The organism is Sulfobacillus thermotolerans, from assembly GCF_039623705.1.
Classification (GTDB): domain Bacteria; phylum Bacillota; class Sulfobacillia; order Sulfobacillales; family Sulfobacillaceae; genus Sulfobacillus; species Sulfobacillus thermotolerans.
In genome coordinates, this window is sequence record NZ_CP133983.1 from 1622147 (window position 1) to 1636947 (window position 14801).

A 14801-nucleotide genomic window follows, 5' to 3' on the forward strand; every position below is an offset into this window, starting at 1 on the left:
GGCATTCGGTCTCCGTAATTTTTTATAGGCCAAGTATTGCTTGGCCTGCTTCGTCCTGTATAATATCACATATCTTCACGAATATTGTCGAAAATTAGCGAGTTAACGCTTATATCTTCGTAATGTGAACCCCTGAATGCGGTACTTCGTGATTTTAATTGGTTAGGAGGCCTTGTTCGTGGCAAAAATTCGTACACTCGCTCTTACCGCTGCGGGGCTGGGAATGACGTTAGCTGGGTGCGGGACTCAAGCCCCTAGTAGTGCGGCTGTGGCTACTAAAGCCCCCACCACAGTCGTCATGGCTCTGCCAGTGCAAACATCCCCCGATTGGTTCTTTCCGGTGCTGGCATCTACGGCGTTTATTGATGTCAATAGCCAAATGAACTTTCTGATGTACAAACCTTTGGTGTACATCAGCAAAACGGATGGGGTTGACTATCAGAAATCACTCGCCCAATCGATTACGTATAACGCGAGTGGGACGCGGTATGTTATTACGTTAAGCCATAAGTATAAGTGGTCCAACGGACAACCGGTGACGAGCCAAGACGTGGTGTTCACGTGGAACATTATGGATGCAGCCAGTCAAAATAACGCGGTCTGGTCTTATGGGGGCGCGGGAGGGGGCGGTGTCCCGGCCGATTTTCAAAGCGTCACCGCTGACGGCCCAGATAAAGTCATTGTCACGTTGGTTCATCCTGAAAACCAGACATGGTTTATTCACAACGGCTTGGCCCAAATTATCCCGGTCCCCGCGAGTGTGTGGGACAAATATCCCACGAATATGACGGCTGAGCTGAATTACATTAAGAGCATTGCGAATATACCGACAGCAAAGCCCTATAGCGTCGTGGATGGTCCGTTTAAATTTTCGCAAATGGCCCCCAACGATTACTGGACCTTTGTGCCCAATCCGGCGTATGGGGGACATCGCGCCACGATTAAGAAGCTGGAATTTCAGTATGAAACATCTACGTCGAACGAGTTTGCAGGCTTGAAAACTGGAATTGTGGATGTCGGATATCTTCCGCCGTCTCTGTGGAATTCGCGCAGTGCATTGACCGGCGACCGTTTTTGGAGTGCCTATCCTTTTGGCTTTAACATGGCCCGCGTCAACCAAAGTCCCCTGGCTGAAGGCGGATTGGGTCCTGTCTTCAGTCAGCGGTATGTGCGTGCGGCCCTCGAAATGGGGATTAATCAGCAAGGCATTATCGATAGCTTCTACCATGGTCAAGGGGTTGTCGAAGATAGTCCGGTGCCTTCAGAACCCCCAACCGAGTTTTATGACCCCGCTTTGAAGATAACGTGGTCCAATCCTCCGTATCCTAAGGCTATGGCTGCCGTCAATAGCGCAGCCCAAGAAGTTGACCACCAATTAACCTTGACCAATTTGCGCAGTCAGGTGACGCAAGCGCAAGCAGAGCTTGATAAGGCATATCAACAATTGGGTCAGGCGGTGTACCCGTCTTTAAGCCAGGGACAATCCCTTGATCCTCAATTTGTGGGCGTAGCACCCGCAGTGGCTCACATTGACATACTGCGCCAACGTCTTCAATCGGCGCAGCAAGCCTTACGGGATGAAGACCCCGTCTCGCGCACGCCGTGTCCCTCCTGTGGAGCCCTTGTTGACGCAGGAGATAAGTTCTGCGGACAGTGCGGCCACGGTATGAGATAGAAGGGGCAGGTTGGGACTGTGATGCAATTTCAACGGGTGGCGGACGAAATCCGTAGAGCCATTGAACAAGGACGTTGGCATGTAGGCGAGGCATTACCCTCGGAACGCAAAACGGCAGAAGAATTTGGTGTCAGTCGCTCCACCGTCCGCCGGGCATGGGAAGAGCTGCAGTCTTTAGGTTATGTTCACTGGACCGCCGCCTCCGCGCCCATTGTCGTCAATATTCCCTTGCGTCCTGTTCCCATCAACCCGTCATTGATCGGAAAAGACCTGCCGTATCGTCCCAGTTCGACATTTCTCAGTGACCTGATGTCTGCCGCGAGTAGTAGTGCACGCTATAATTTTGAAATTGGTATGCCTGATCCCGATTTATTGCCAATACATGAGTTGCAAGAGATTGTTCGTGATCTCTTAAGTCAGCATGTGCGCGAAGTCTTCTCATATTCTCCAACGCAAGGAATTGCCCGCGTTCGGCAAGCGCTAAGTGAAGAATACTTAAGCCGACGCGGAGTCGCCGCGGATCCTGACAATATTCTCATTACGTCGGGATCCTTGCAAGGCCTTGATTATGTCACCAGTCTATTATCCCGAGCGGGCGATTACATCGTCACCGAATCACCTACGTTTGCAGGGGCTCTGCAAATTTTTGCCTCCCACGGTGCCCAGGTTCTCGCGGTGCCCATGGACGAAGAGGGAATCCGGGTGGAACCGTTGGCCCAAGCCCTTGCCCAGCATCCCGTGCGCATGATTTACGTCCAAACCTTCTTCCACAATCCCACCAGTACGGTGATGAGTCTCGCTAGGCGCCAAGCTGTGCTTGCCCTGTCTCAGAAGTATCAAGTGCCGATTGTTGAAGACGACGCCTATGGCTTTTTAGCCACAGCCAATCCCCAGCCATTGTACGCACTGGCCCCAGGGGATGCTCCCGTCATTTATCTCAACACATTGTCCAAATTGCTCGCGCCCGGTTTGCGTGTGGGCATGGTGGTGGCTCCGCGTGACATTATTCAATACTTAAGCCAACGCAAACAACTCGGGGATTTGCATACCGGCACGGTCACTCAGCTACTAGTCGAAGGGTGGCTGCGCAGTGGCAACGTGACGCAGCACATCGCGCGAGCTCAGACCATCTATGCGAGTCGCATGCGCATAGCATCCGAGTTGATTCGGCGCCGGGGCCTCTTCCTTTTTGGTCATCCCACCGGAGGCTTCTATTTGTTTGTCCAGCTGCCGAAACATATCAATGCATATGCCCTGCATGATTATGCCGCTCAACGTGACGTGTTATTTGCACCCGGCGAGGCTTTTGGCATAGGCGATCGATACCGTGGATGGATCCGGCTGTGCGTCAGTGCCTTAGGAACGACGGCGATTCAAAATGGCATGGCCCGCTTTTTTCGCATGCTGGATACCTTCAGCCCCTAGTGGTTTGCCTGGTTCCTTACGAAGTACCAACGGGCTTGCCTGGTCCTTGTGCCATTAAGGGTTTCTCGTTACACTCCCTTCAAAGACGAGATGAAGGGTAGGCGTGGCGACATGGATATGTTAACGAAATTGATTCATAATGCATCATTAATTGACACCGCAACAGGAGCCAGCAGTACAGCGGTCTACCATGCGTCAACGTTTCATCAGCATCCTAGTGAGACGGGAGCCTGGGTATATAGCCGCGCGGGCAATCCCACGCGCCAAGCACTGGAAGCCACTATTGCGGATTTAGAGCAAGGATCGTATGGCTTTGCTTTTGCTTCAGGCATGGCGGCCATCGCCGCCGTCATGATGCTGTTTGAGCAAGGCGATCACGTGATTCTGCCACGCGATATCTATGGCGGAACCTTTGACCTGATGGCTCAACTGGTTGCTCGCTATGGTCTACAGGCCACGTATGTCGACCTGTCAAATTTGGCGGAGGTCGAAGCGCATATTACGCCCCGTACCCGGGGGATCTATATCGAGACCCCGTCTAACCCTACTCTCAAAATTACCGACTTGCGGGGTGTCGCCGACTTGGCCCATCGGCATGGTCTCATAACCATTGCCGACAATACCTTTATGTCTCCCTACCTGCAGCGCCCGCTTACCATGGGAATTGATATCGTTGTCCATTCCGCTACGAAGTTTTTAGGGGGCCATAGTGACGTGATTGCGGGGCTTGCCGTGGCGACGGATCCGGAGCTTGCGGCACGCATTGGCAAGAATCAAAAAACCTGGGGCGGCATTTTAGGACCCGATGACAGTTGGCTGGTCTTACGGGGTATCAAGACATTGGGCGTGCGGATGGACCGTGCGCAACAAAATGCCTTATATTTAGCGAACTGGTTCGTGGGCCGACAAGGCATCAAGCAGGTCTATTACCCAGGGCTTGCTCATCATCCGGGTCTTCAAACGCATATGGCCCAAGCCATGGGCGCAGGTGCCGTGTTGTCCGTTGTGTTAGAGGATTCTCTGAATTGGCAGGCCTTTGTGGAACATCTGCAGTATGCCATTTTTGCAGTGAGTTTGGGTGGAGTTGAAACTATTGTGAGTCACCCTGCAACGATGTCCCATGCGGCCATGCCAGCCCCAGAACGACAACGCCGAGGGGTTGATGACAACTTATTGCGGATTTCTGTGGGAATTGAAAGCATTAACGACTTGATTCTCGATTTTGAAGCTGCCTTGACCTACGTCACATCTTTGTCCTAAATCGGCTACCTTGTCTCAGCCCCAGGTTCTGATGAGTCTGGGGCTTTTTTAATTGCTGGGCCACCAGTTCCAAGATCCCAATAAGCGCATAATCGACGGTACGAGAATTAAACGGACTACCGTCGCATCGAGAAGAATCGCGATGCCAAGACCAATACCAAGTTCTTGCATAAACTCGAGTCCAATAATGCCAAACGCAATGAAGACCGTGACCATAATCAGCGCAGCTCCTGTGATTATCCGTCCGGTATCCGCTAATCCTTGCGCGACCGCATCAGCATCGGGTACGTGGAGCCGATGATAGTCCATGACCCGAGTCAATAAAAACACTTCATAGTCTGTGGAGAGACCAAAGAGGACCGAAAACAAAATTAACGGCGTGGTCCAATCAATAGCGCCCGCTCCTCCTATACCGGTCCACGGCCGGGTGATACCATCTTGAAAGATAAGGACTAAAAGGCCCGACGCGGCTGAAACAGACAGCAAATTCATGACCACTGCCTTGATGGCTAATGCGACTGAGCGAAACAGGCGAAACAACAAGATAATCGTCGTCACGGCAATCAGGGCCGCCACAATCGGTAGCCAGTGCAAGATTAAAGCAATGACATCGACGGTATAAGCCACACCTCCGCCAATCAGTACGCGGCCGTTAAAGGCGTAATGTAAAGACCGTAAATGCCTGACCAGTTGTTGGGTTGCTTGCGATTCCCCGTGCGATTGGGGAAACACCGTTAGCAAAAATGTATGCCGAGAAGGCGCTAAGGCACCGCGGAATAAGAGGGGTGGCTGCTTGGTAAAGGTGGTTGGGGGCAGTGAGGGAAGAAGGGGAAGGACCGCATGAACATCCGGTTGGTGAAGAATCTGGGTTCGCACCTCTTGCACTTCTCGGTAACTCTGCGCGGTATAAAGAGACGAGGAGCTGCGCAACACCACCCATAACGGGCTGCCCACGCCGGGAAAGGTATGCTTTACCCAAATATCATACGTTTTTCGCGTTTGGGACGACGCGGGTAAGGTATCGACTCCGGGATTCCAAAAATGCATGGACGTCACAGGATAGGCTAGAGCCAGCAATAGAGCACTGGACCCAATAAGTGCCCATACAGGGCGCTGCATAACCCGCCTAGCCCATGCTTGCCACCAACGACTAGGTGTGTTTTTTGAGGCGATGTAGGGCCATTCCAACCAAGGATCGAGCACGACTAAGACCGCAGGTAACAAGGTCAGAGCAGCGATGACCGTCGCTAATACTGCCGCTAAGGAGCCCAGAGCCATCGATCGCATCAGGGGCTGATTGACTAAGAGAACCACTGCAAAAGCGGCCGCGACAATGCTGCCTGAAAATAACACAGCCCGTCCCGCCGTGAGTGCCGCAATATTGGCTGCGTCTTTTGCGGACTGCGTCTGCCGCGCCAACCGGTAGCGGTGCACCATCAACAAAGCATAGTCGATCCCGACGCCAAGTCCGATCATGGCCGCGGCATCCTCGACTTCCGGTGCAATGGCCACAACCCGGGCGATAAGGTCAATGCCGGCAAGCCCCACGGTGATGCCGCCAAACCCAATCGCAAGGGGGCCAATGGGCGCAATTGCGCTGCGGAATATCCACACCAGAGCAATCAAGGTTAAGGGAAAACTCCAAAACTCGGCGGTTTTTAAATCTTTATCGACTTGGTTGGTGAAAGACCGTTCGAGGGGGACAAGGCCGGTTAGCCCACCACGCAAACCCTTTGGTGTTAAAGATAAGAGATGGCGCAAGGGGATAACCGCCTGGGTATCGGCCAGAGAATGGTTTGTCGTCTGCCGGAAAAAGAGCGTGCCGTACATGACATGCTCATCATGCGACAAGGTCATATCCGTGAGTGAAGGAACCTTGGCCACGGCCGGCACCTTTCTCATCTGCTGGAGAATCTTGGCGATAGCGCGGCGATACTGGGGTTGATTGATAGATTGAGAAGACGAAAAGACGACGGTCGCAGTAGAATTAGCAAGGACGCCAAAATTCCGTTGCACGATGTGCTGAACATGTTCGGAAGGACTGCCTGGTACGCCTAAGCCGTCGGTTTTAAATTGATGGGATAAATTGAGCATGAATGGCAAAGCGCCGATGAAAATCACGGTCCATAGGACAATAACGTGCCAAGGATGTTTGACAATCCATTGGGTTAGGTGTTTTCTCGTCATGAAAGACCTCAATCACGATTTATTAAACGGAGCCTCATTACATCGGCATCCATCTGTTTAGTCTACTTCATTTCCAAAGCCTGTCAATTCAGCCGTGGCTAGACCCAGCGCGCTGGGTCTTGCTTGTCGAAGCCCACTTGTCGTATGCCGTGACCGCCTATAAAGACCGGTGATGGTGCTCGGGGTTCACACCACGGAGCTTAGAATGGATTCGCCGCCAGAGAGCTCCCGTGGTATCCTGTAACCAAGGAGGGAGAGTGTGGAACAGGCGACATTTGCAGGCGGATGCTTTTGGTGCATGGTGCATCCCTTCGATCAATGGCCAGGGGTTCTCAAAGTCGTGTCGGGTTACACGGGCGGACATAGCGTGAATCCAACCTATGAAGACGTGTGTGCGGGCCATACCGGGCATTACGAAGCGGTCAATATCACCTTTGATCCCGCCCAGATTACGTATGCGCAACTGTTAGACATCTATTGGCAACAAATAGACCCCACCGACAGCGGAGGTCAGTTTTACGACCGGGGACCATCGTATAAGCCGGCAATTTTTTACCATTCGCCAGAACAAAAGCGATTGGCTGAGCAATCTCGCGACGCATTGGACGCCAGTGGCCGTTTTAACGCACAGCAACATTTTGGCCCACAATCACCTGGGGCAGATCCGAAAAACCCCGAGCTCCGACATACGACAAAATTCTTCAGCAAATCAACTGCAGGACTATCCGATGCATTTCTCTGGATTTCCCAGCACCTTGGAACCCCGCAGTTCTCACTCTTTTGATCTTCGAAAATTTTTAAAAAGGCCATACGACAGAATCTTCCCATAATGGGGAGATTCGTGAAGAGATATACAGGTCATTATTGACTGCGCAATTCGGTGCGTGATAAGGTGAACTCGCAGAAGTCGTGTATACCAAAATGGCGCACGCGAGGTCGTTTGAAACGCTCAGAGGAGGATTTATCCAAAATGGTTACATTAATAGCGCTGTATCGCCATCCCGAAGATATTGAGGCGTTTAACCATCATTACGAAACGGTGCATCTTCCGTTAGCCAAGGCCATGCCGGGCCTTTTGGGAATCCAATTGACCCGTTTTGACCATCAAGCCGACGGAGCGCATTCCCCTTATCTGATGATGGCGGAAATGCAGTTTGCGGATGAAAAACAGCTGCAAACGGCCCTAGAATCAGAGCAGGGACGCGCTGCAGGGCGGGACTTAATGACGTTTGCAAAAGGCATCGTCACATTGCTTGTGGGACACCGCGAGGCGTAACCGACGGGGCTGTTCTTTCTGTCCTCATCGTGGCGGAGAAGGCGGGCTTTGGAGCAGTAGCGCCAGCCGCTCTTTTGTGAGCACAACCTGTACAAAGGTGCCGGAACCAACCATGCCGTGGCTGTTTTCGGCCCAAACTTTCGTGATGATACGGTTACCGTCGCGTTTCTGGAATTGTGCATAAGCTACGAGGGTATCGCCAACTTGCGTGGACCGGGTATGCACAATATCCACCTGGTAGCCGACGGCATCCTCGGTCTCTTCCAAATAGGGTAGAATGAGAGAGCGTCCGGCCCATTCCATCCACTCAATCATTCGCGCTGTGGCCAACACGGGGTGAATCGGTTGCCCTCCTAACGTCGCTGTCATGGCGGGTGTTACCACCGTTTCGACCCGAGCAACTGTCCCTGGCATTAACCCGTCACGCATCGCACGGTCATCCTTTCGAAGGGTCATTGCGAAAATCATATCACACCTACCATAGAACCGTCATGTTGGCAATATTCTTATAGGGGGTGGCGTATGAACCAATATCCGGTCGTTCGCGTCATGGACATCGAAGGCACGTTGCCGTTCAGCAGTTCCCTTGAGACAGCGCTTCACATTTATCAGGATATGATACTATTACGAGCCTTTGACGAAAAGACGTTAACACTCCAGCGTCAAGGCCGAGTGGGAACGTTTGCACCGTCCTTAGGACAAGAAGCAGCGGAAATTGCCTCAGCTTATGCGTTAGACCGTCAAGATTGGATGGTTCCCTCTTACCGCGACCATGGAGCTCTTTACGTCCATGGACTGCCCCTCGATCACGTCATTTTGTTTGCGATGGGACGTTCGGGTAGCTATGCCGCAGGAGTGCGCGCATTGCCCAGTTCGATTCCTATTGCGACTCATTTGCTTCACGCCGTGGGACTCGCCTATGCCTTGAAGCAGCAAGCAGAGCCGGCGATTGCCATGGCGTATTTCGGTGATGGGGCGACATCCGAAGGAGATTTTCATGAAGCATTAAACTTTGCGGGCGTCTGGCAAGTGCCTGTCCTTTTCTTTTGTCAAAATAACGGATGGGCCATATCGACACCAGTCCATCGGCAAACGCATAGTGAAACACTGGCGCAAAAGGCAGAAGCGTATGGTATCGCAGGAGTGCGTGTTGATGGGAATGATGCGTTAGCGGTGTATGAGGTGGTGCGCCAGGCGCGCGAAAAAGCGATCCAAGGCCACGGACCAACCCTGATTGAAGCCGTGACCTACCGTGCAGGACCTCATACCACGGCCGATGACCCGACCCGCTACCGCACATCTAACGAGGTCAATATCCATACGGCGCAAGACCCTATCCGCCGATTAGGGGAGTTCTTAATCCAGCAAGGCCTGTTAACGGAGGGTGCAATGGTCCCTCTTGCTCGCGCGGCAGCAACCCAACTTCAACAACGTTATGGCTGGGATGTAGAGATTGTGGATGTCCGCAGTTTGTCCCCATTAGATGAAGAGACGTTAGGGCAATCGGTACGAAAAACCGGCCGGGCTGTGATTGTCCATGAGGCTCCATTAACAGGAGGTTTTGGGGCGGAAATTCTAGCCACCGTCACGGAGCAAGCCTTTTGGTGGCTCAAGGCGCCTATTGTCCGGGTCACCGGGCCGGACGTACCGTTTCCCCCCTATGCTTGGGAAGATTGGTATGTCCCAAACGTGTCACGGATTGCGCATGCTATAGGCCAGGTCATGGCAGAGGAATAGGAGGGGAGCACTGTGGCGTATGCGTTTAAGCTGCCTGATGTCGGCGAAGGCACCACGGAAGGGGAAATTATCCGGTGGCTTGTGCACGTTGGCGATATCGTCGCTTTGGACCAACCTTTAGTTGAAGTAGAAACCGACAAGGCGGTCGTCGAGCTGCCTGCCCCGGTGGCCGGACGCGTGATGCAGTGCGTCGGGGCGCCGGGGGAACGCGTTCTTGTGGGAACGCCGTTGGTCTGGATTGACGATGGTCAAGACGGGAATGAGGTGCCCCCTGAAGCGTCACAGCAGACGCCCCAAGGAAGGCCCCTTCTTATGGACAACCGTGAAGGCGGTGTGCGCGCAGCCCCCTTTACCCGCCGTTTAGCCAAAGAAGCGGGTGTTGACTTAACCACCCTTAAGGGAACCGGGCCGCGCGGACGTATTGTCCCTGCGGATATTCCTGCGCCGAAGACAATCGAGGAGCCAACGTCCCTACCGCACGCGGATGAAAGACGGCGCCCCCTGGTCATGAGCAGCATGCGCCAACGTATCGCGGCCCACTTGCTCGACTCCGTGCGCAATATCCCGCAGGTTACGGTAGTTGACCGTATCGATGCGACCGAACTCATGGCCATGCGCACCCAACTCAACCGAAGCCTGGAGGGGCAGGGTGAGTCCAAAATCAGCTACCTGGCGATGTGTGCTAAGGCGGTCTGCATCATGGTTCAAGAATTTCCCGAACTTAACGCACGCTGGGAGCAAGAGACCCTGTATCTTTATCCATCCGTGCATTTGGGCGTCGCGGTGGATACCGAAATGGGTCTCATCGTTCCGGTCGTAAAAGAAGCGCAGACCTTGCGGCTAACCGAACTGGCGGAACACATTCACCGTCTGGCCGATGATGCGCGCCATAAACGGTTAAGTGCGGACAAAATGCAGGGATCGACGATTACCGTGACCGGTGGCGGCCAACTAGGCGGGTTGTTTGCGACGCCCATTATTAATGCCCCGGAGGTCGGTATCGTGGGCATGTATCCGATTGTTTATGAACCTCGCAAAACCGACCACGGGTATGAAGACCGCCCCATCATGTACCTGAGTCTCACATTTGATCATCGTGTGATGGACGGGGTGCGTGCTTCAAAAAGTTTGGCATTTTTGAAGACGCTCATGCAGGAACCGTATCAACTTTTACGGTATATGCACTAATGGCACAATAAAGCCGTGCGTGACACGAGCAGTTATTTAAAAGAAATAAGAAGGGACGAGATATATGAATATTTTAGAGAGTCGCGAGGGCGGCATTGCCATATTACAACTAAACCGACCGGACGTGCTCAACGCCCTCAGTTCTGCGCTCATGCAAGATCTCACAGATCGTTTGGCCGCGCTCGCGCATGACGACGCGGTGCGCGTGGTCATTCTTACCGGCAGTCCCAAAGCATTTGCGGCGGGCGCTGACATTGCTGAATTGTCGCATCAATCGGCCGCCGATGTCTTACGTTCTCCTCTCATTAATCGCTTCGATGCCTTGCGCCAATTCCCTAAACCGGTTATCGCAGCCGTTTCCGGATGGGCGTTAGGTGGGGGTTTGGAGCTGGTGATGGCATGCGATATGGTCATTGCCGGGGATAACGCGCACTTCGGCCAACCGGAAATTAAAATTGGGGTGATTCCTGGGGGAGGCGGCACGCAGCGGTTAACGCAACTCGTTGGCAAAATGCGTGCGATGGAAATGATTTTAACAGGAGACCCGATTGATGCCGACGAAGCCTACCGGATGGGTCTTGTGAACCAAGTGGTTCCGGCTGAAGATGTCTTACCCGCGGCTAAAAGTCTGGCAGCCAAAATAGCCAAGATGCCGCCGATTGCCGTGCGGTTAGCAAAAGAAGCCATTTTGTCGGCGCCAGATTTACCCCTAGAGGCAGGCTTGCAGCACGAGCGACGGCTGTTTGCGTTACTTTTTAGTACGGACGACCAACGCGAAGGTATGCAAGCATTTTTGGAAAAGCGTGCACCACATTTTGAGGGGCATTAAGGAAAAAGGGAGAGTCAGGGATGGACAACACTTATAACAGTATTGTAGTCACGACGGACGGTCCGATCCAAGAAATCATGTTGAATCGACCAGAGACCATTAATGCCTTAACCAATGAGATGTTAACCGAACTACATCACGCACTCGGACAAGCCGAGCGCAATTCTGCTGTGCGCGTGGTGATTCTGGCGGGCAGTGGACGAGGATTCTGCTCCGGTCAAAATTTGAAAGAGGTGGCGGGACGCGATGAGAGTGTCGACATTGGCGAGCACGTGGCCCGCTATTATAATCCCCTTATCATGCGGCTATATCACCTCAACAAACCGACTATTTGTCGCATTCAAGGAGCCTGTGCCGGGGCTGGCATGTCTTTGGCACTGGCATGTGATTTCCGCATTGGCTCACCTCAGGCCAAATTTTCGCAGGCCTTTGTGAAAATTGGGTTAGTGCCCGATTCAGGTTCCACCTACTTTTTGCCGCGTCTCGTGGGAATGGCCAAAGCCTTAGAACTAGCGCTATTAGGAGACGTGATTGACGCATCGTCCGCCTTGCAATGGGGCATTTTGTCAAAAATGACGGAAGCGGATCATTTGGAAGCAGATACCAAGGCGCTGGCCGACCGTTTGGCTGCCATGCCGCCAGTCGCAGTCGGGATGATTAAACGAGCCTTGCACCGGGGCACTGATGCTTCGCTCTCTGATCAACTGTTGTTTGAGTTGCATCTGCAACGAGCGGCAGCCGCTACTGAAGACCACCACATTGGGGTGCAAGCCTTCTTAAATAAAGAAACGCCACGATTTGTAGGGCGCTAAGCATTAACGTCCATAACGTGGGACGTGCCGCGTTTTAGCCGCTGCGAGTTTAGCCTCGGGGCGGGTTGGCGTGCGACGACTAAAACGCGTCCGCTCCCTTTCGTTGACGGCTGACGATTTACTGTCGGACAATAATGTCATCAATTTTAGGCATTTCCTCGCCGTCGAACTATGGCATAATAAACAAGAGAACGGTCATAGACCGAATTGACATATGTTCGACGAGACGAGGGGAATGCTTACGTCTTACCGAGGCGATTTTTATAAAATCATTCGGGTCTTGGAACGGCGGCTACTACAATTAGCCTCCCGGAACTTTTCTAGTCATCTTGTAACCATTAAACAACGAGTGTTATGGCGCTGGTATCAGCGCATCGTCGCGGGGCGGATGGTGGTGCCCTCTGTGGAACTCGCATAAGGGCGAGCTTAAGATCGCTATATGGTTGGTAACATCCTGTTTGCGCGGCAATTCATCCATTTGAGCACCGAAATAACAAGCTGCCCCGTTAGGGGGCAGCTTGTCCTAATTAACCCGAAATGGTCCAGTGATTGGGATACATGAAGGTGGTAATGGGGTTATAGGTCGCGACCACTCCATGAATATCGGTGGCATGCTCGTTGAAGGACGGGGTATAGGGTAAAAATAGTACGGGCAGCTGGTGTGCCGTATAGCTAAGATAAGCATCTAAGGCTTGGCGAATTTGTTGCGGGGTACCAGGCGCATAGGACCGTAGAATTAAACGATCCATATTGCGATCATTATACCCACCTTGGTTAGCACCCGCTCCAGTTAGATAAAAGCTGCCTCCGGTTGGATAGTAGTCTGGCTCATATGTCCAGCTACTCGTACCCCAAAACGCCATATTCCACTTTTGCGGATCGGATTGCTGGGCGGTACTCAAAACTTGATCAAAGGGTCCCGATTGGAGAGACACTTGAATGCCTTCTTGGGCCCAATCTTGTTTGACCAATTGCACAATATTGGCTGCGCTGTTGCTGCCCGAGACATATAACAGAGTGAACGCGAGTTTAACGCCATGTTTTTCCATGACGCCGTTGTGCAAATGCCATCCATGTTGTTCCAACAAGGCTTTGCCACGCTGAGGATTAAACGGATAGATTAAATGAGACAGTTGGGCGTCATAAAATACGGTTTTGGGCTGCGAAGGAATCGGATCATTTTCCAATACGCCTTGATTATGGAAAAATGCCTGAATCATGGCGGGTTGGTCGATGCCCATTTCCAAAGCTTGGCGTACATACAGCTTTTGAAAGACGGGGCCTAGCTTTCCTGGAGCTTGGACGTTGTAATTGGGTTGCAAAAACGTAAAGCCAAATTGGTAGGGGGTCGTCATCTTGTCCGCCGTTAATTCATGGCGCGCATTCCACTCCGAGGTCGGCAAATAGCCCACCTGAATCGTGCCCTTGCGCAAACCCAGAAACTCAGTCGCCGCGGAGCTTTCGTATTGAAAGATGACCTTTTGAAGACTTGATTTATGGCCATCATACGACGGATTAGGCGTGAACGACCAAAAATCATTAGGCTTCATTTGATCAAACTGATAGGGACCATCCACGACATGATACACGGGATTGGATGGCGAATTCGCCACGGAGAGGATATACTTTAACTCGTTTAACATATTATGAGGATGTTTGTCCCACACGGAAGCAGGCACGGGCACAATTTGCGCTAAGCCGTTGTGAATAAACCAATTCGGGTTCGACGGCGTATTAAGGGTGACGATGACTGTATCTGGACCGGCGGCCGTCACTGACGTCCACCGCGTGGGCACACCTCCCGAACCGGCCCCCCCGTATCCCCATGGCAAATTGGAGGCCCCGGTGCTTGCTGCTTTTAAAACATTCCAGGTAAAGACAACATCTTGAGCGGTTACTGGATGCCCATTACTCCAATGCCATTTCTTATTCAAGGTAATCACGTAACGGGTGCCTTGAGCATTATAGGTGACTGACTGGGCCAACGACCGTTTATAATCGATGCCGTCTGTGCGTGAAATATGAATCAGCGGCACATACATCATCACATTCATCTGGAAGTTGGAGTCGCCATAATCTGCGCTCGAAATCACAGGAAACCACCAGCTGGGCGAGGTTTGAACGGGTAGCGCAATAACGGCCGTAGTGGGGGCGCTGGATGATGCGGTGCTGGTTGTGCCGCATCCCGTCACAGCAGTCGCTAGTGTTAAGGACGTGGTCCATAGAAGTTTTTTTCGCCAATGACGGAGTCGCATAAGAAACCTCCCGCAGTGAATGATGTCACACAAATAGGCCATGTCCGCGCCAAGATGCTATAGCTCGAGGAGAGAAACTCCTAGACAGTAAGCATAAATATTCATTCGCACTTCACGTGTCGAATTCCTGCTATTCTCTTCGAATTTTGACACAATA

The 14801-nt window shown here is 52.4% G+C and carries 13 protein-coding genes; 10 read left to right on the top strand and 3 right to left on the bottom strand.

Going from position 1 to position 14801, the window contains the following annotated elements:
* Window positions 1–178: 178 nt before the first annotated feature.
* The 3 genes from ORD20_RS08195 (at window position 179) to ORD20_RS08205 (ending at window position 4360) form a co-directional block, all read left to right on the top strand.
* Window positions 179–1675 (top strand): ABC transporter substrate-binding protein, encoded by a 1497-nt coding sequence (locus tag ORD20_RS08195; RefSeq protein WP_430626081.1) that lies wholly within the window; start codon window positions 179–181, stop codon window positions 1673–1675.
* A gap of 21 nt (window positions 1676–1696) precedes the next feature.
* Window positions 1697–3100: a PLP-dependent aminotransferase family protein gene (locus ORD20_RS08200; RefSeq protein WP_103374701.1), complete on the top strand. Its 1404-nt coding sequence runs from the start codon at window positions 1697–1699 to the stop codon at window positions 3098–3100.
* Between the two features lie 111 nt (window positions 3101–3211).
* On the top strand, window positions 3212–4360 hold the full coding sequence (locus ORD20_RS08205; RefSeq protein ID WP_103374700.1) for a trans-sulfuration enzyme family protein: 1149 nt from the start codon (window positions 3212–3214) through the stop codon (window positions 4358–4360).
* 48 nt (window positions 4361–4408) lie between these two features.
* Here ORD20_RS08205 and ORD20_RS08210 read toward each other — a convergent pair whose 3' ends face one another.
* Window positions 4409–6547 (bottom strand): MMPL family transporter, encoded by a 2139-nt coding sequence (locus tag ORD20_RS08210; protein WP_103374699.1) that lies wholly within the window; start codon window positions 6545–6547, stop codon window positions 4409–4411.
* Window positions 6548–6806: 259 nt separating this feature from the next.
* Here ORD20_RS08210 and msrA point away from each other — a divergent pair, with 259 nt between their 5' ends.
* Together msrA and ORD20_RS08220 are read left to right on the top strand one after the other, a co-directional pair.
* Entirely contained in the window at window positions 6807–7331 is a 525-nt protein-coding gene (msrA, locus tag ORD20_RS08215; protein WP_430626082.1) for a peptide-methionine (S)-S-oxide reductase MsrA, read from the top strand.
* Between the two features lie 186 nt (window positions 7332–7517).
* The gene (locus ORD20_RS08220; protein WP_103374697.1) at window positions 7518–7823 is read left to right on the top strand and encodes an EthD family reductase; all 306 of its coding nucleotides are present in this window, start codon (window positions 7518–7520) and stop codon (window positions 7821–7823) included.
* Between the two features lie 24 nt (window positions 7824–7847).
* Here ORD20_RS08220 and ORD20_RS08225 read toward each other — a convergent pair whose 3' ends face one another.
* Window positions 7848–8252, bottom strand: a complete 405-nt coding sequence (locus ORD20_RS08225; protein ID WP_103374696.1) for a thioesterase family protein — start codon at window positions 8250–8252, stop codon at window positions 7848–7850.
* Between the two features lie 93 nt (window positions 8253–8345).
* Here ORD20_RS08225 and ORD20_RS08230 point away from each other — a divergent pair, with 93 nt between their 5' ends.
* The 5 genes from ORD20_RS08230 to ORD20_RS08250 all read left to right on the top strand — a co-directional run bounded on the left by ORD20_RS08230 (window position 8346) and on the right by ORD20_RS08250 (window position 12807).
* Window positions 8346–9560, top strand: a complete 1215-nt coding sequence (locus ORD20_RS08230) for a thiamine pyrophosphate-dependent enzyme (protein ID WP_430626083.1) — start codon at window positions 8346–8348, stop codon at window positions 9558–9560.
* 12 nt (window positions 9561–9572) lie between these two features.
* On the top strand, window positions 9573–10748 hold the full coding sequence (locus ORD20_RS08235; protein WP_103374693.1) for a dihydrolipoamide acetyltransferase family protein: 1176 nt from the start codon (window positions 9573–9575) through the stop codon (window positions 10746–10748).
* Window positions 10749–10812: 64 nt separating this feature from the next.
* Window positions 10813–11577 carry an enoyl-CoA hydratase/isomerase family protein gene (locus ORD20_RS08240; protein ID WP_103374692.1) on the top strand — a complete coding sequence of 255 codons (765 nt, stop codon included), beginning with the start codon at window positions 10813–10815 and terminating at the stop codon, window positions 11575–11577.
* Between the two features lie 20 nt (window positions 11578–11597).
* Window positions 11598–12389 carry an enoyl-CoA hydratase/isomerase family protein gene (locus tag ORD20_RS08245; RefSeq protein ID WP_103374691.1) on the top strand — a complete coding sequence of 264 codons (792 nt, stop codon included), beginning with the start codon at window positions 11598–11600 and terminating at the stop codon, window positions 12387–12389.
* 235 nt (window positions 12390–12624) lie between these two features.
* Window positions 12625–12807 (top strand): hypothetical protein, encoded by a 183-nt coding sequence (locus ORD20_RS08250; protein WP_103374690.1) that lies wholly within the window; start codon window positions 12625–12627, stop codon window positions 12805–12807.
* 109 nt (window positions 12808–12916) lie between these two features.
* Here ORD20_RS08250 and ORD20_RS08255 read toward each other — a convergent pair whose 3' ends face one another.
* Window positions 12917–14644, bottom strand: a complete 1728-nt coding sequence (locus ORD20_RS08255) for a peptide ABC transporter substrate-binding protein (protein ID WP_103374689.1) — start codon at window positions 14642–14644, stop codon at window positions 12917–12919.
* Window positions 14645–14801: the final 157 nt, after the last annotated feature.